Origin of the sequence: Rahnella sikkimica (assembly GCF_002951615.1) — a bacterium.
GTDB classification, from domain to species: Bacteria; Pseudomonadota; Gammaproteobacteria; order Enterobacterales; family Enterobacteriaceae; genus Rahnella; species Rahnella sikkimica.
On record NZ_CP019062.1, the window covers coordinates 3,920,796 to 3,936,920 of the forward strand.

General features: G+C 53.6%; 14 protein-coding genes and 1 pseudogene. 4 read left to right on the top strand and 11 right to left on the bottom strand.

What is annotated here, in order from left to right:
* Window positions 1-8: 8 nt before the first annotated feature.
* The 5 genes from BV494_RS18115 to BV494_RS18135 form a co-directional block, all read right to left on the bottom strand.
* The gene (locus BV494_RS18115) at window positions 9-581 is read right to left on the bottom strand and encodes a hypothetical protein (protein ID WP_104924094.1); all 573 of its coding nucleotides are present in this window, start codon (window positions 579-581) and stop codon (window positions 9-11) included.
* A 69-nt stretch (window positions 582-650) separates the two neighbouring features.
* Window positions 651-1,154: a ribonuclease domain-containing protein gene (locus BV494_RS18120; protein WP_104924095.1), complete on the bottom strand. Its 504-nt coding sequence runs from the start codon at window positions 1,152-1,154 to the stop codon at window positions 651-653.
* A 62-nt stretch (window positions 1,155-1,216) separates the two neighbouring features.
* Complete coding sequence (locus BV494_RS18125) at window positions 1,217-1,669, bottom strand: lysozyme (RefSeq protein WP_104924096.1); 453 nt, start codon at window positions 1,667-1,669, stop codon at window positions 1,217-1,219.
* Window positions 1,662-2,258 (bottom strand): DUF2589 domain-containing protein, encoded by a 597-nt coding sequence (locus BV494_RS18130; RefSeq protein WP_104924097.1) that lies wholly within the window; start codon window positions 2,256-2,258, stop codon window positions 1,662-1,664. The genes BV494_RS18125 and BV494_RS18130 overlap by 8 nt, the downstream gene beginning before the upstream one ends.
* A gap of 70 nt (window positions 2,259-2,328) precedes the next feature.
* Window positions 2,329-2,967: a DUF2589 domain-containing protein gene (locus tag BV494_RS18135; RefSeq protein ID WP_104924098.1), complete on the bottom strand. Its 639-nt coding sequence runs from the start codon at window positions 2,965-2,967 to the stop codon at window positions 2,329-2,331.
* A gap of 281 nt (window positions 2,968-3,248) precedes the next feature.
* Between BV494_RS18135 and BV494_RS18140 the strand changes: the two genes are divergently transcribed.
* Window positions 3,249-4,112 (top strand): AraC family transcriptional regulator, encoded by an 864-nt coding sequence (locus BV494_RS18140; RefSeq protein ID WP_104924099.1) that lies wholly within the window; start codon window positions 3,249-3,251, stop codon window positions 4,110-4,112.
* 18 nt (window positions 4,113-4,130) lie between these two features.
* On the opposite strand, the gene BV494_RS18145 is transcribed toward BV494_RS18140, so the two are convergent.
* The 5 genes and pseudogenes from BV494_RS18145 to BV494_RS18165 form a co-directional block, all read right to left on the bottom strand.
* Window positions 4,131-4,475: a PTS fructose-like transporter subunit IIB gene (locus BV494_RS18145; protein WP_104924100.1), complete on the bottom strand. Its 345-nt coding sequence runs from the start codon at window positions 4,473-4,475 to the stop codon at window positions 4,131-4,133.
* A 24-nt stretch (window positions 4,476-4,499) separates the two neighbouring features.
* Entirely contained in the window at window positions 4,500-5,405 is a 906-nt protein-coding gene (locus tag BV494_RS18150; RefSeq protein WP_104924101.1) for a [formate-C-acetyltransferase]-activating enzyme, read from the bottom strand.
* Complete coding sequence (locus BV494_RS18155; protein WP_104924102.1) at window positions 5,371-7,668, bottom strand: formate C-acetyltransferase; 2,298 nt, start codon at window positions 7,666-7,668, stop codon at window positions 5,371-5,373. The genes BV494_RS18150 and BV494_RS18155 overlap by 35 nt, the downstream gene beginning before the upstream one ends.
* 16 nt (window positions 7,669-7,684) lie before the next feature.
* The gene (locus BV494_RS18160) at window positions 7,685-8,014 is read right to left on the bottom strand and encodes a PTS fructose-like transporter subunit IIB (RefSeq protein ID WP_104924103.1); all 330 of its coding nucleotides are present in this window, start codon (window positions 8,012-8,014) and stop codon (window positions 7,685-7,687) included.
* A 29-nt stretch (window positions 8,015-8,043) separates the two neighbouring features.
* Window positions 8,044-9,122 (bottom strand): annotated as a pseudogene (locus tag BV494_RS18165) (PTS fructose transporter subunit EIIC).
* Window positions 9,123-9,473: 351 nt separating this feature from the next.
* Here BV494_RS18165 and ptsP point away from each other — a divergent pair.
* Both ptsP and fsa read left to right on the top strand, forming a co-directional pair.
* A complete protein-coding gene (gene ptsP, locus BV494_RS18170; RefSeq protein WP_104924104.1) occupies window positions 9,474-11,978 on the top strand; it encodes a phosphoenolpyruvate--protein phosphotransferase in 2,505 nt (834 codons plus the stop codon).
* A gap of 11 nt (window positions 11,979-11,989) precedes the next feature.
* Window positions 11,990-12,655: a fructose-6-phosphate aldolase gene (gene fsa / locus BV494_RS18175; RefSeq protein WP_104924105.1), complete on the top strand. Its 666-nt coding sequence runs from the start codon at window positions 11,990-11,992 to the stop codon at window positions 12,653-12,655.
* Window positions 12,656-12,767: 112 nt separating this feature from the next.
* Here fsa and BV494_RS18180 read toward each other — a convergent pair whose 3' ends face one another.
* Entirely contained in the window at window positions 12,768-13,577 is an 810-nt protein-coding gene (locus BV494_RS18180) for a dienelactone hydrolase family protein (RefSeq protein ID WP_104924106.1), read from the bottom strand.
* Between the two features lie 191 nt (window positions 13,578-13,768).
* Here BV494_RS18180 and katE point away from each other — a divergent pair, with 191 nt between their 5' ends.
* A complete protein-coding gene (gene katE, locus BV494_RS18185; protein ID WP_104924107.1) occupies window positions 13,769-16,051 on the top strand; it encodes a catalase HPII in 2,283 nt (760 codons plus the stop codon).
* Window positions 16,052-16,125: the final 74 nt, after the last annotated feature.

Consider the following 16,125-nt stretch of genomic DNA (forward strand, 5'->3'; position numbering starts at 1 on the left):
AGGCTGGCTCAGAAACAGATTAAAATCCCTGAGAAATCATAGTGTACGCCGTTGAGGGTTACCCGGTTCCCGACTGGCTGACCCACGGCACCGTGGAAATTGGATGCCGGATCGTAGGCATAAAAACCCTGTGCGTTACGCCCGAGTGCAATCCAGTGATTACCGTCGAGCACCAGCGCCAGGTAATAGCCTGCGGCCTGAACCATCGCCTGCAGGTTAGCCACGCTGTTAATGACCGCCGCCGCATTTCCAATCCGCAGGGTCTCCGGGTGGACCAAAGGATGCATAGCGACGGGCATCAACGCCTGGTTAACCATGACCTGGACCTGATCGTTAAATCCACGGGCGATACCTGTTCGAACGAGACTTGAGGGTAACGAGCGCGGTGCCGGTGGGGCAAAAATCGGCGGATAGCCAGAAGGCGCAGGCGTTTGCCTTGCAATAATATCGTTATATACCGCGGCCCCTGTAGGCGTATTGACGGGCAGGCCTTGATTACGGGCATTTAATAATGCCGCCAGAGAAAATGCGCCACAAGAATCACTGCCTGCCGGTTGCTGAAGCGTAAAAGTTTCAAACATGATGATACCTCTCAATGAATATTAATTCGTTATGAAAATTGGGGGTGAAATAATTAAATTTCAGATTTTTTAAATACACGCTTTAATGATAATTCTGGATGTGTTGTCATTTGTGGTTAAATAACGCTCCTGTCGTTGGGGTGAATAAATAAGACGCTTTGCACTGCGTAATCCGCGTACTGATTCCAGATCGGCGCTGTACCATTTTTCGCCGCTTTTTTGCTCCGGGATCTGAATGCTGTCACCGCCAATTTCTTTCTTATTCAGCACCCAGACTTTCCAGAGAGAGTCCTGAGGGTTTCCGCTCCAGCCCTGTTTCTTAGCATATTCCGTGGTGACATATTGCACAGGCAAAACGTCATCTTTGTTGAGAGTCCGTAATAATTTCACCAGACCTGCTTCATCATTAACGGGTTTGTTATTATTACTTTCCAGTTGCTGATTGGTATCATGAACGGCAGTATCGCAATTTATTTTATCGGCGGCATACGCCGTTGATGTCAATAATACTAAAAAAGATAAAGCAGTGAGTTTCGGGAATAACCCGGATAAAGCGTTTCGGCGAGAATGCATAATGTCTATTTCCTGTATTCATGAACAGTTGATAATAAAAGGAAACGCAGGCGATGAAATTATTACGGCTGGCTAATAAATAACGCGCGTTCTGCCGAACGGCGTCGGGTTAATCCGGCGACCTGCTTTCCACCCGCTTTATCCCAGCGCAGGAATTGTTCAGCAGCGTCCTGATACTGGCGCGCATTCAGCACTTTCAGCAATGTTGAGTTTTTCAAATTGCCGACGCCAAGATTAAAGGTGAAAGACACCAGCGCATCAAACTGATTCTGTGTGAGCGCAACAATGACGTACTGATTCACTGCTTTTTCACTGATGCCCAGGTCCTGGCGCAACAGTGCATCGGCCTGCGCTTCCGGGATTGGCGCTGGAAATGATTCCTCCGGCAGGATCAGATGACCGTAGCCGATGGTCCATTTGCCGACAACATCCTGGTATTTTTCGAGACGCAGCCCTTCGAAACTTTTGATCAGCGCGATCCCTTTTGCGCCGGTAGATAAACGTGGTTCACTCATCTGCAGATACCTCTGTGGCGTTAGGTTTGGGGATAATCCGGTTGGTATATTCGTCAATCAGGCGCATGACGCTTTCGGGCGGTTCCAGTACAGTAAACTGCATTTCGATATCAACATGACGACTGTCACGGCCTTCCTGATTCTTGCTGGCTGGCGAAAGACTCACATGAAAACGACTGACATTTTCTTCGCCGCCTTCAATGGGTAATTGCTCAACGCCATCGGTGCGGATGGTCAGATGAACCTTCATTTTTTCCAGCATCAGCCCGCGCGGCGTAGACAACGCGACCAGAGGCAATTCGAAATGATGCTTGTCGTCAATCTGCATAATCATCGTGCGTGGTACGACCGAACCGTCATCGAGATGCTCAAAATACGGGTCCAGCGCCTGCATATATTGATGTGCAATCAGCTGGTTGGCTGCGCTTGCCGCCTGTTGCATCCCACGGGTGACTTCCTCCAGGGATACCGGCATCAGGCCGCCCGGTGGCGGAGGTGGCGTGCCTGAATTTCCCGGAGGAGGAACCGTTCCGGCCGGAGGTGTTTCGCCAGCGGGTTTCCCGCCCCGTAGCCAGCTTTTTAAAGACATAATCTGCTCCTGATTGAAAAGGCCCCGCGGTGGCGGCCTTCGGATTAGACGTGGTCAGGCTCCGGCTTGATCAGGCCGGGACTTTTTCCGGTGTTTTGTCTGCGGTTGTTACGGTGGGTGTGAAAGCATCCAGCTCTTTTTTGTTCGCTTCGGCTGGCAGAACGGCGGGTTTGGTCGCAGCATCTGTGAGGAAGTCGATCACACGCATCAGTGCTTCAGGCGGCTGCTGACGTTTGATCTGGGTATGGATGCTGTACTTCGCGCGGGTATCGGATTTGCGGGTTTGTTCGGCTTTATGCGAAACGCGCCCGGAGACTTTCACTTTAACCGGCCCCCAGCCCAGAGTGGCTTCGAAAGACCCTTCAGCGTCATCGCTGCTGGCGCTGGATTCGCTTTGAGTCACCTCCAGTTCGAAGTCAATCGTACCTTCTTCAATACAAATGATCGGATGGGTAATGGCCGCCAGCAGAGGAATGCGCATGGTCTTTTTGACCACCCCCTGAATGACGCCGGCCTGATCGACGACCGTTTCGTCGTAGTCAAACTGAACGGCTTCGGCCTTGCCATCTTTAATACAAACTGAAAGCAGGAAGTCGGCATAGGCTTTACTGGCCTGAACCTGTGCTTTGATCATGGCCTGTAACGGCCCGCCAATCATGTTTTCCAGAGGCAGGGCATTGATGACGGAACCAATAAATTGTGAATCCATAATATTTACTCCTGTTGGATAATTGCGAAACGAGGTGCGGACCCGCAAACCAAGAGTAGGGCGATGGGAGATGTGAAAATATCGGTTGCCTGGCGGGAATAAGGGAGATAAATGACCGGTAGGGGGATCTGCCATACGCCTCATCCGGAGGCTGTCTGCGCGCGTTGATGTTCACCGGCACGCCGGATTTTCCGGCACTCATCCCAGATTTGTGACTTCCTTTTCTGTCTGCGTCGCAGGTTAGTTATGATGAAGCGATTCTGCAGACAGGTAACGTGAACATGACGCACCCTCTTTTTTCCGTTTTATCTCCCGTACTTGAGCAACCCGAAGGCGTCCGGCAGGTCTTTTTTGCTGGTACCCAGCATCCGGTGCCGGGGCTTGCGTATCAGGTTGATTTTCCGCGTCTGGAACTTGTCCTCGAAGGGGAGCAGATGATGGAATGGGAAAATGAACAGGGCGTGAGTCAGGTTATCTGCATGCAGGCGGGGGATGCGCTATTTGTGCCTGCAAAAGGCTGGAATAGCCCGCAGTGGCAAGCGCCGGTTCGCACGCTGAGCCTTTTATTTGGCAAACAACAGCTGGGTTTCAGCCTGCTCGGCTGGGACGGAAAGCAGTTTGGTTCCCGTGAAAAAGGCAATACCGGCAGGCGCGGGCCGCGCATAGGCGCTTTTATGTTGCAGGCGCTCAATGAACTGGCGTGGCACCGAACTGATCAGATGACGGCGCAGTTCCTGGTTAAAGGTTTACTGAGCCACGCGCTGGATTTATTCAGCTCCTCGGCGCATACCGCGTCACGCAGTCAGGCGCTTTTCGGCGCGATACGCCAGCATATCGAAGAGCATTTCCGCGAGCCGCTCACGCGGGATTCGGTTGCCAAAGCGTTTTATATTTCGCCGAATTATTTGTCGCATCTGTTTCAGAAAACCGGCGGGATTGGGCTTAACGAATACCTGAACTATGTGCGGCTTGAACAGGCAAAAAATCTGCTGAAAGGGTACGACATGAAAGTGAAAGAAGTCGCCCATGCCTGCGGATACATCGACAGCAACTATTTTTGCCGGCAGTTTAAGAAAAGTACCGAACGTTCCCCTTCTGAATACCGCCGCCAGTATCGCAGCCAGTTTGAAAGCCTTGAACCGTAAACGCGCTGACGGCCAGTATTATGCGAGAACGATGTGCGTGCCCTGCGGAGATGCGGCGATCTTTTTCACGGCGGCCATGACTTTTTCCGGTGTACGCAAAAAGGTGTGAATGCCGGTCTGTACGCAGCGGCTGTGAGTAAATCGGTCGCTGTTTTCCAGCTGGATCTCCGTGATGAGCAAAACGATATCCGCCTGAGCAATATCGCTTTCCGTGAGCATATTTTCGACCCCCAGCGCACCCTGCGTCTCCACTTTCACCTGCCATTTTTCCTGCAAGCACAGCTTTTCCAGACGTTCCGCCGCCATATACGTGTGCGCGACGCCGCTGATACAGGCCGTCACTCCGACCAGTTTTAATGACATTTACCGCTCCCCGTCGCTGGAAATTTACCCACCCATCGTCACGGTATACCCATCGCTTTCTGCCATCGTGCGCAGTGGCGCAAGTGTGACGGCGTCCGGCACCGGTGTTTTGTGCATCGAATAGGTTTTTCCTAATAACGGATATTTTGCTTCTCCGTATTTGTGGAAGGGTAATAAATGAATTTCATTTAAATTAAAGGGTTTAAGGAAATCCAGGATCTGACGCAGGTTTTCCTGTGTCAGTGTATAGCCGGGGATAAGGGGAACACGCGGGAGCAATTTTACGTCGCGTGTTGCCAGTGCCCGAAAATTCTCCAGCACGCGGGTCTGATTCATGTTGAGCACGGTGCGGGCGAGCATGGCATCCATGATTTTGAAATCAAATAAAACCTGATCGCAGTGTTCAACCACCGAAAGCAAATGATCCAGCGGGATATCGCCTGCGGTTTCAATGGACGTGTGGATCCCAAGGCCCTGTAATTCCTTCAACAACTCGCGGGCAAAAACCGGTTGTATCAGTACTTCGCCCCCGGAAAGCGTGATGCCACCGCCGGATGAGCGGAAAAAAACTTCATCCTTAAGCAGGCGGGACATCAGCGCCGCCACTGTGAAGTCTTCACCCACATATTCCAGCGCGCCGCTCGGGCATTCCTGGGGATCCTGCAAACAGGTCCGGCAGTTCAGGCATTTCGCCTGACGCTTGATGGTCTGGATGCGGGGCGACATGGATTCCGGGTTAGCGCACCACGGGCAGCGGTGCGGGCAACCTTTGAAGAAAACCATCGTGCGGATCCCCGGACCGTCGTTGAGAGAAAAACGCTGAATGTTAAAGATGCGTCCCGTCAGGGATTTTTCAGCGGTTTCACAAGCTCCGTTGACCGTGGGGATCCGCAGATCAGAGCTGGTGCGCGGTGCGGCCGATAATGTCATCCTGAATCTCCTTTGACAGTTCGACAAAGAACGCGCTGTAACCGGCGACCCTGACCACTAATCCGGCGAAATCCTGCGGACGCTTTTGCGCTTCACGAAGTTGTTCTGCATTCACCACGTTGAACTGAACATGCTGTAATTTCAGCCGGGTGAAAGCGCCGAGAAAATCAGCCAGCTTATTCAGACCCTGTAAACCTTCCAGCGTTGATGGCGTAAATTTTACGTTCAGCAGCGTGCCGTTTGAGAGCAGCGTGTTGTCGAGCTTGCTGACGGATTTCAGTACCGCGGTTGGCCCCTGATGATCCTGCCCGAGCATCGGCGAAAGGCCGCCGTCGGCCAGTTGCTCCCCCGCAAAACGCCCGTCCGGCGTCGCGCCTACGACCGCACCGAGCGGGACGTGAGCGGAAACGGTATACGACCCCGGCGTAAACTGGCCGCCGCGCGGGTTGCGGTATTGTTCGACTTCTTTGCAATAAAACCGCAACAAGTCGGCGCTGATCAGGTCGACTTCATCGACGTCGTTACCGTACTTCTCGAAGCGGTTGATCAGGCGGGCGCGGATCGCACGGCCTTCTTCGCTGGCGAAGTTCTCTTTCAGCGAGGCCAGCAGTTCATCAAAGCTCAGGCGTTTCTGATCAAACACCAGCCCTTTCAGCGCATGCAGTGAATCGCTGAGGTTTGCGATGCCGATGCCCTGAACGCCGGAAAAGTTATAGCGTGCGCCACCGGCAGTAATGTCTTTTCCGCTTTTCAGGCTGCCCTCGATGAAAGACGACAGCAACGGAACCGGTGCCCAGTCGCGGTGACCGATATCGCAGATATTGCTGCCCTGTGCCATCAGTTTCACGTAGTGGCTGATTTTCTGGCGGATATGTTCCACCAGTTCAGGGTAAGTAATCGAGGAATTACCTTCGTTCTCATACAGTGTTAACTCCATGACTTTCAGCAGGTTGAACATCGCAATGTCATGCAGCCCGTACGTTCTCCCTGGGATAGACAATTCGACGCAGCCGACGACCGCATAATCCCGTGCATCTTCCAGACTCACGCCGCGATTGAGGAAAGCCGGAACCACCACTTCATCGTTGAAGATTTGCGGAATGCCGGTGCCGAGACGGATGGTTTCGGCTGTTTTGAGCAGGAAAGGACGGTCGATCAGCTCATTGACCCGCACCCCAAGATTGGGCTGCGGCAGACAGATGCTCTGATAAGCGTCCAGACACAGAAACGACAACACGTTGACTGCGCTGCGCCCCGTCTCCGTTAAACCGCCGAGTAAAATCGTATAACCTGTTGGGAAACCGGCGAAATACCGGGCGCTAGACGTCGAGCGCAACAGCACGATGTCATTGCATTTCACCCACAGGCTTTCCAGCAGCTCTTTCAAAAACTCCGGCTGTTCGCCGTGTGAAAGGGAATACTGATAGAACGGCAGCATGTACTGATCGAAGCGTCCTAGCGACAGCGAACTGGCGTTGGATTCGTACTGCAAAATAATATTCATGTACCAGAACAGCTGACAGGCCTGATAGAAATCCTGCGGCTTCTTCCCGGAAATATGCGCGGAGATGGCAGCAATGCGTTCCAGTTCCTGTTTTCTCCCGACGTCTTCGCACTCACCGGCCATCTGGGTCGCCAGCGCGGCATAACGCAGAATGTGGCGGTGAGCAGCCTGCAAGAGAATCAGTGCCGCCTGGTAAAACGTATTTTCCGGATCCTGTACAACGAGCTGTTGCAATTCGGACACCAGATTATCCAGCCCGGTATTCAGCAGACGCGGGTAATCGATAATGATGTGCCCCTGGCCTTTGTCGGTCTGGTTGATGCTGAAAATCTGCGTTTTGGTCGCTGCTTTAACGTCTTCTGGCATTTGCTGATTGATGAAATCTTTCATCGAGCGGGATTCCCAGTAAGGGAAAAGCTGCTCGCGGTAAACCTGTTTATCCTGCTCTGAAATGTTGAAACGGTCCTGCGGACGGGTGGCGAAAGCATCCAGCTCTTTCAGCAACCAGTAAGGATCCATTTCCGGAGAGACGATTCCCGCTCGTGGTTTTACCGTGCGATTACCGGCGATCAGCTCGTCTTCACGCAGGGTAATTTCAACGTTGTCCAGAATGTAAGCCGTCGCTTTTGCACGGCGCAGAAGTGTACATTCGCCTTCTGTGCCGCGATGGCTTTCGGTATACAGCAGGGCACGCTCCAGCGAAATTTCACGAGGGCTGGTGAAGAGTGTGGCTTTCAGACGTTCGATGCGGGAAGTCATCTTATTCTCCTTGTGATTAATCCGTGGCCGTCGCGCTGGCGAGATGTGCCGAGATTTTTTCCATAATGGCGTCAGCGCGTTTTACTGCGTCGCTGATTGCCACGCGAACCACGACTTTGCCTTTAAAACGTTCTTCAAATTTGATGCCGATGTCTTTGGTGAGGATCACCATGTCGGCGGCGGCAACATCCTCCACGGTCAGCTCGTTTTCCAGGCCAATTGAACCCTGTGTTTCGACTTTGCAGTCCCAGCCTTTGGCTTTGGCCGCGCGTTCAATCGCTTCAGCGGCCATATAGGTGTGGGCAACGCCGGAAGGGCAGGCAGTGACAGCAATAATTTTGGTCATGATCTTCACCTTTGGTTTGATGTCTGAGGTCAGTTAATTTCGAAGTCCAGATCCAGGTCTGATTCCTGATGTTTTTTAGCCGACTGCTTTTTGGCAGCCAGATACTTCAGTACGTTGACACACACGGCGGTCACGACCATACCCACCAGCAGAGCCGCGATAAAACCGAGTTTCCCCTGAACGACGGGCAGCACAATCAGCCCGCCCCAGCCGGCATAACATTCAGCGCCCAGCAGCGCAGCGGTCACTGCCGCACAGGCGGAGCCCATCATGATGGAAGGAATAACGCGCAGGGGGTCGGCGGCGGCGAAAGGGATCGCGCCTTCGGTCACGCCGACGCAGCCCATTAACAGGGCGGCTTTCCCGGCTTCGCGTTCTTCAGTGGAATAGTATTTGCGGCCAATCAGCGTGGCGAAACCCAGCCCCAGCGGCGGCGTGGCGATAGCAACGGCGGCAATTGCCACGACGGTATAAACGCCCTGTGCCACGCAGATCAGCATAAAGGCGTAGGCGACTTTATTGACTGGCCCGCCCATATCGAAGGCCAGCATCAGCCCCATAATGATGGCGAGCACGACAATGCTGCCCTGCTGCATACCTTGCAACCAGTGGGTCAACGAGGAAGTCAGCAACCCGACCGGTTCGCCCAGCCCCCACATCATGGTGCCTGCCGTCAGCAGGGTGCCGATAATCGGGATCACGAAGATCGGCATCACGGAGCGCAGGATCTTCGGCACCGGGATCTTCTTCAGATAGAAAACAATGATCCCCCGAGAAGGCCGGCGATGATCGCGCCGAAAAAGCCTGCACCAAAGGAAGCGCCGACCCAGGCACCGATGGCTGACGGCGCGAGCGCTGAGCGGTCCGAGATGGAATAACCGATGTAAGCCGCCAGGAAAGGCACCATCAGCGTCAGACCGGCTACGCCGATATCAAACAGTTTTTTCAGGTTCGGATCGGTGGCTGCGTCAGGCATGGCACCTTTGCCGTAGAGCATGACAGAGACCGCCAGCAGAATGCCGCCCGCGACCACAAAAGGGATCATATGGGATACGCCGGTCATCAGGTGCTGACGGGTATTTTTCAGAATAGTAAGCAATTCTTTCATGGTGGGCTCCGGTGTCGGGCGAAAATAACGGAACGTCCTTTTCAGCAAAACCTCGGAAGCTGAAAGGATATTGACGACCACAATAGGCCGCCATCATGAGCGCTAATAGTGGACAAATTTGTGTTTTACTGGACTTTTGTAAGCTCAGTTCAAAAATGCGAGCAGGTTCAAATAACCCGAGTCGGAGGGAGGTTTTTACGTCAGAACTCAATGTGAGCTGCCTCGCAAAAAGCAACGGACATTACATTTGTCCAGTGTTTGTCATTTTTGTCTGGTAGCAAGTTGGCCCGCGAGACTCTTATCCTGCAATGAGCCGGTTTATCCGCCGGAATTTGGGATGAGGATTCAGAAATGACCAAGAAGTTGAGCTTCACCTGCGTACTGGTAAATGGTGTTCATGCCCGTCCGGCCAGCCATATTGAAACGCTGTGCAATGGATTTGATTCTGCTTTTCACTGGCACAATGTCCGTTCTGATCGCAAAGCCGATGGCAAAAGTGTTCTGTCGCTGATTGGCGCGGATATTTTGCCGGGTGATGAATGCCACGTCACCGTGGAAGGGGAAGACGAAGAGGCCGCGTATGCAGCGCTGGCGCATTTTATTGAACACCAGTTTCCGCTGTGTGATGAAGCCCTGCCTGAGCACGATGGTCAGGCAGAGCGGGAACCTCTTCCTGAATCTCTGGCACATCTTTCCCCGCTGGTCTTTCGCGCCCGTTCCGTCAGTGAAGGCTGCGCACTGGGGAAACTGGTCAGCCTTGCCCGCGTGAATCTGGCGACGCTGACGGATTTACCCGCGCCGCAAGGCACGGATAAAGAACAAAGTTTGCTTTCTCACGGGTTGGCAGCGCTGGAGAAATCCATCGAACTTCAGCTTATGGCAGGGAATGGCACGGTGACCGCCGTGCTGGAGGCACACCGCTCTTTGCTCCGGGATAACAGCCTGCGTGACGCGCTGCATCAGCAGGTCATGGAAGGGAAAAGTTGCGCGCAAAGCATTGTGGAGACCGCCCTGCATTTCAGCGAACAGCTGGCACTGTCTTCCAGTGCTTATTTGCGCGAACGCGAACTGGACATTCGTGATGTCAGCTTCCAGCTTTTGCAACAAATCTATGGCGAAGAGTGCTTCGCGTCTCAGCAAAAACTGAGTGAAGCGAGTATTTGTCTGGCGGATGAACTGACGCCAAGCCAATTTCTCGAACTCGATAAACAACACCTTAAAGGATTGCTGCTCGGCAGCGGTGGCAGCACATCGCATACGGTGATCCTCGCGCGGTCTTTCAATATTCCCACGCTGGTTGGGGTCGATCCGCAGTCATTACAGGCGTATCTGCGGCAGGATGTGCAGATTGACGGCGATCTCGGGCTGGTGGCTTGTGCGCTCAGCGAGCCGGTGCGGCGTTATTACCGTCAGGAAGAATGTGTCCGTCAGGCATTGCGTCAGCAGCAGAGTGCATATCTTGATACACCGGGTTACACCGCCGACGGCGTGCGTCTGGAAGTTGCGGCGAATATCGCGCATTCGGTTGAAGCCGACGCGGCATTCAGTAACGGTGCCGAAGCTGTAGGGCTGTTCCGTACTGAAATGCTCTATATGGATCGCGCGAGCGCGCCTTCTGAAGATGAGTTGTACAACATTTATTGTCAGGCAACGGAAGCGGCAAAAGGCAAAACCGTTATTATCCGCACCATGGATATTGGTGGCGATAAACCGGTTCATTACCTGAATATTCCGGCTGAAAACAACCCTTTCCTGGGCTACCGCGCTGTCCGTATTTATCAGGAGTTCCTGCCTTTATTCCTCACGCAGTTGCGTTCTATTTTGCGTGCTTCTGCACACGGTCCGCTGAAAATCATGATTCCGATGATTTCTTCCATGGAAGAAATTTTATGGGTGAAAGACCGTCTGGCGGAGGCCAAACAGTCTCTGCGCAATGAGCAGATTCCGTTTGATGAAAAAATCCCGTTCGGGATCATGCTGGAAGTCCCGTCGGTAATGTTCATCATCGATCAGTGCTGTGAAGAGATTGATTTCTTGAGCATCGGCAGCAATGACCTGACGCAATACCTGCTCGCCGTTGACCGCGATAACGCCAAAGTTACCCGTCATTACAACAGCCTGAATCCGGCATTCCTGCGCGGGCTTGACCACGTGGTTCGCGAAGTACATCGCCACGGTAAATGGATTGGTTTATGCGGCGAACTGGGCGCAAAAGGTTCCGTATTGCCGCTGCTGGTCGGCCTCGGGCTGGATGAAATCAGCATGAGTGCGCCGTCTGTGCCGGTGACGAAAGCACGTCTGGCAAAACTTGACAGCCGGGAATGCCGCCAGTTGCTCAACCGTGCGATGCAGTGCCGCACGTCGCTTGAGGTTGAACATTTGCTGGCGCAGTTCCGTATGACCGTGAACGACGCGCCGCTGATCACCGCAGAATGCGTGGCGCTCAATGCGGACTGGCGCAGTAAAGAGGAAGTCATAAAAGGCATGGTCGATAACCTGATGCTGGCCGGACGTTGTCGCTACCCGCGAAAACTGGCAGCAGACGTCTGGGCGCGTGAAGCCGTATTTTCGACCGGACTGGGTTTCGGTTTTGCTATCCCGCATACCAAATCAGAACATATCGAACAATCGACAATCAGCGTCGCGAAGTTGCCTGAACCGGTGCAATGGGGCGATGAAGAAGCGCAGTTTGTCGTCATGCTGACCCTCAATAAGCACGCGGCAGGCGATCAGCATATGCGGATTTTCTCAAAGCTGGCGCGCCGGATTATGCATGACAGTTTCCGCGATGCGCTGATGAATTCGACCACGGCAGCGCAAATTGAAACGCTGCTGAAACAAGAGCTGGAACTCTGACAGGAGAGGATATGGAACTTTATCTGGATACCGCTGATATCAGCGCAGTAAAACGTTTATCCCGTATTTTGCCGTTACAGGGCGTGACCACAAACCCGAGTATTGTGGCAAAAGCCCGGACGTCATTATGGGAGGTCTTGCCTGCGCTGCGTGATGCCTTAGGCGGTGAAGGAAAACTGTTTGCACAGGTGCTGGCAAATCAGGCCGAACAAATGGTTGAAGAAGCCGAATTGCTTCATTCCCGCGTGCCGGGTCTGGTTGTGAAAGTTCCGGCCACGGCGGAAGGGCTGGCCGCCATCAAAATCCTGCGTACCCGAAAAATCCCGACGCTGGGAACCGCCGTGTATGGCGCGGGTCAGGGATTGCTTTCGGCGCTGGCAGGGGCGGAATATGTTGCACCGTACGTGAACCGCCTCGATGCGCAGGGCGGGGACGGAATTGTGATGGTGACGCAATTGCAGAAATTGCTGACGTTGCATGCACCGCACGCCAAAGTGCTGGCCGCCAGCTTCAAAACGCCGCGTCAGGCGCTTGATTGTCTGCTGGCCGGATGCCAGTCCGTAACGATACCGGTGGACGTTGCTGAGCAGTTTGTCAGCGCGCCGGCGGTTCAGGCTGCGGTGGTTAAATTCGAAGAAGACTGGCAGGGCGCATTTGGTCAGTTGTCGCTGCGTTAAATTTTTCTGCGATTGTAAATCTGCAAGTAATCTAAATCTGCAAGTAAAAAGCCCGGCAGGAAAACCTGTCGGGCTTCTGACATTTGAGGTCTTTACCCTGCAGTTTTGGTGATTACTTCACGCCATACTGTGCAAAGAAATCCAGCATACGCTGCCAGCCATCTTGAGCCACTTCGGCGTTATAGCTCGGGCGGTAATCGGCATTGAATGCATGACCGGCTTCAGGGTAAACCACGATTTCCGCGTTGGCATTGGCCGCGCGAATTGCCTGCCGCATGGTTTCGACCGTATCCAGCGGAATGCCGGTGTCCTGGCCGCCGTACAAACCTAACACCGGCGCATCAAGCGCAGCGGCACGGTCAACCGGGTTGGTCGGGTTGGTCAGCGTTTTGTTGCCGACCAGTTTTCCGTACCACGCCACGCCCGCTTTCAGCTGCGGGTTATGCGCCGCATACAGCCACGCGATTCTTCCACCCCAGCAGAAACCGGTGATCCCCAGCTTGGAAATATCCCCGCCGTGCTGAGATGCCCAATGCGCGGTGTGGTCGAGATCAGAAAGGACCTGCTGATCCGGCACTTTGCTGACCAGTTTTTCGAACAGTTCGCTGATTTCGGTGTAATCACGCGGATCGCCCTGACGGAAATACAGTTCAGGCGCGATAGCCAGATACCCTTGTTTTGCCAGCCGGCGGCAGACATCCTGAATATGTTCGTGAACGCCGAAAATCTCCTGAACCACCAGAATGATCGGTAATTTTCCGGAGACGTTTTCCGGCCGGGCGAGATAGGCGGGAAGATCTTCTCCCTGCGAAGGAATGGTGGTCTGACCGGCGTGCAGCCCGTCGGTGTCCGTGTGAATAGTGGTGCTGGCAACCGGTGTCACGGCAGGGGCAAAGCTGGTCGGAGCCTGTTTCAGTGTCAGTAATTCTTCTTCTTTTTCATCTTGGTCTCCATGTCAGTGTCCATACAGAAATCTGGCTCTATGGATTAAAACTATAGTCGGAAAGCGGGAACAGCAAGGCAGAACAGATGTTCTATAGTTAAAAGTTATGCAGGAAATATGTCAGGGAAGAACCATAGAACGTCCGAATCTTTCATGAGGAGTCATGTTCAATGTCGAAATCACCGTCTAAAACGACCCAGAAAAGTGAGCCAAAATCGGTAAGCCGCGCCCCCGCCACGGGCAGTCAATCTTCTCAACCTGGCCTCGGCAATCTCGCGCCATCCGACAGTGCCTATCAGGCTTCACCGCAACCCACGCCGCCCGGAAAAGAACCGACCGCCTCCGGCAGTGCCAAAAGCCCGGAGAACACCAATGCCAAACTCGATGCGCTGCAAAGACATCGAAAAAATGGCGAGAAGCAGCCGCTGACCACCAATCAGGGCACCAAAATTGCTGATGATCAGAATTCGCTGAAAGCTGGCAGTCGGGGGCCGACGCTGCTGGAAGATTTCATCCTCCGCGAGAAAATCACTCATTTTGACCACGAGCGGATCCCTGAACGTATCGTTCATGCGCGCGGTGCCGCCGCGCACGGTTATTTCCAGCCTTACCGCAGCCTGAAAGCGGTCACGAAAGCCAGTTTCCTCTCCGATCCGAAAAAGATAACGCCGGTCTTTGTGCGTTTCTCGACGGTGCAGGGCTCGAAAGGGTCGGCAGATACGGTTCGTGATATTCGCGGCTGGGCTACCAAGTTTTATACCGACGAAGGGATTTACGATCTGGTCGGCAATAACACGCCGGTCTTCTTCATTCAGGATGCTCATAAATTCCCTGATTTTGTTCATGCCGTAAAACCCGAACCGCACAACGAAATTCCGCAAGGTGCCAGCGCGCATGACTCCTTCTGGGATTACGTTTCCCTCCAGCCCGAAACGCTGCATAACGTTTTTTGGGCGATGTCTGACCGGGGCATTCCGCGCAGTTACCGCACGATGGAAGGTTTCGGGATCCACACTTTCCGCTTTGTGAATGCCAAAGGGAAAGCGACGTTTGTCCGTTTTCACTGGAAACCGCTGGCGGGTAAGGCTTCCCTGTTGTGGGATGAGGCGCAGAAACTGGCAGGGAAAGATGCCGATTTCCACCGGCGTGATTTGTGGGAAGCCATCGAAGCCGGCGATTATCCCGAATATGAACTGGGCGTTCAGCTGATCCCGGAAGAGGACGAATTCAAGTTTGATTTCGATTTGCTCGACCCGACCAAGCTGATCCCCGAAAAACTGGTGCCGGTTGAGCTTGTCGGGAAAATGGTGCTCAACCGTAATCCTGATAATTATTTCGCGGAAACTGAGCAGGTCGCTTTCCACCCGGGACACGTTGTGCCCGGCATTGATTTTACGAATGATCCGCTGTTGCAGGGGCGTCTCTTCTCCTACACCGATACGCAAATCAGCCGTCTGGGCGGGCCGAATTTCCATGAGATTCCGATTAACCGGCCAACCTGCCCGTACCATAATTTTCAGCGCGACGGGATGCACCGGCAGGATATCGATACCAATCCGGCTAATTACGAGCCGAATTCCATCAACAATAACTGGCCGCGAGAAACGCCACCGGCTGCGTCCGGAGGCGGATTTGAAAGTTATCCTGAACGTATTGATGCCGAAAAAATCCGGCAGCGTAGTGAATCATTTGCAGAATACTATGCGCATCCGCGCCTGTTCTGGCTGAGCCAGACGCCAGTGGAACAGGACCATATCGCCGGAGCATTCTCCTTTGAGTTATCGAAAGTGGTGCGACCGTATATTCGCGAACGCCTGGTGGATTTGCTGGCGCACGTTGATCAGACTCTCGCGGCGATTGTCGCGAAAAATCTGGGCATTACCCTTTCGGCGCAAACGAGAAAGATTAAGCCTCCGAAACCGGTCAATGGTCTGGAAGCCGACCCGTCACTGAGTCTGTATGCCAGCGGAAAAGGGACGATCAAAGGGCGTCAGGTGGCGGTGCTGCTGGGCGAGGGCGTTAACGCAGCCGATGTGCTGGAAACTTTGCAGGCGCTTCAGGCTGCGGGTGTTCATCCCAAACTTCTGGCCAGTCATCTGGGAAATGTCATTGCCGATGATGGTTCGGCATTGCCGGTAGATGCCACGTTTGCCGGTTCGCCTTCCATTACCGTGGACGCTGTTATTGTGCCTCACGGCCACATTGATGCTTTGCTGATGAACGGCGATTCCCGTCATTACGTGCTTGAAGCCTATAAACATTTGAAAGTTATCGGGCTGAGCGGGGACGCCCGTCGTTTTAAACCGCTGCTTGGGCTGACGGATGACGTACCGGAGGACGGGATTATCGAAGGCGAAAAGGCGGAAGGAAAATTGCTGAAAGAGTTCCTGAAACAGATGGCAAAACACCGCGTCTGGTCGCGCAGTGCGGCAGCCGGAGCGGTTCCGGCCTGAGTTGAATTTTAATCAGCCTCACCGGCAGGCGGCGTCGTTCATCAGTGATACGACAACGCCTGCTTTTTTTGCCC

Bases quoted from the DNA above. Each gene is read 5' to 3' on its own strand.
- BV494_RS18115 (WP_104924094.1), bottom strand. From the start codon at position 581: ATGTTTGAAACTTTTACGCTTCAGCAACCGGCAGGCAGTGATTCTTGT.
- BV494_RS18120 (WP_104924095.1), bottom strand. From the start codon at position 1,154: ATGCATTCTCGCCGAAACGCTTTATCCGGGTTATTCCCGAAACTCACT.
- BV494_RS18125 (WP_104924096.1), bottom strand. From the start codon at position 1,669: ATGAGTGAACCACGTTTATCTACCGGCGCAAAAGGGATCGCGCTGATC.
- BV494_RS18130 (WP_104924097.1), bottom strand. From the start codon at position 2,258: ATGTCTTTAAAAAGCTGGCTACGGGGCGGGAAACCCGCTGGCGAAACA.
- BV494_RS18135 (WP_104924098.1), bottom strand. From the start codon at position 2,967: ATGGATTCACAATTTATTGGTTCCGTCATCAATGCCCTGCCTCTGGAA.
- BV494_RS18140 (WP_104924099.1), top strand. From the start codon at position 3,249: ATGACGCACCCTCTTTTTTCCGTTTTATCTCCCGTACTTGAGCAACCC.
- BV494_RS18145 (WP_104924100.1), bottom strand. From the start codon at position 4,475: ATGTCATTAAAACTGGTCGGAGTGACGGCCTGTATCAGCGGCGTCGCG.
- BV494_RS18150 (WP_104924101.1), bottom strand. From the start codon at position 5,405: ATGACATTATCGGCCGCACCGCGCACCAGCTCTGATCTGCGGATCCCC.
- BV494_RS18155 (WP_104924102.1), bottom strand. From the start codon at position 7,668: ATGACTTCCCGCATCGAACGTCTGAAAGCCACACTCTTCACCAGCCCT.
- BV494_RS18160 (WP_104924103.1), bottom strand. From the start codon at position 8,014: ATGACCAAAATTATTGCTGTCACTGCCTGCCCTTCCGGCGTTGCCCAC.
- ptsP (WP_104924104.1), top strand. From the start codon at position 9,474: ATGACCAAGAAGTTGAGCTTCACCTGCGTACTGGTAAATGGTGTTCAT.
- fsa (WP_104924105.1), top strand. From the start codon at position 11,990: ATGGAACTTTATCTGGATACCGCTGATATCAGCGCAGTAAAACGTTTA.
- katE (WP_104924107.1), top strand. From the start codon at position 13,769: ATGTCGAAATCACCGTCTAAAACGACCCAGAAAAGTGAGCCAAAATCG.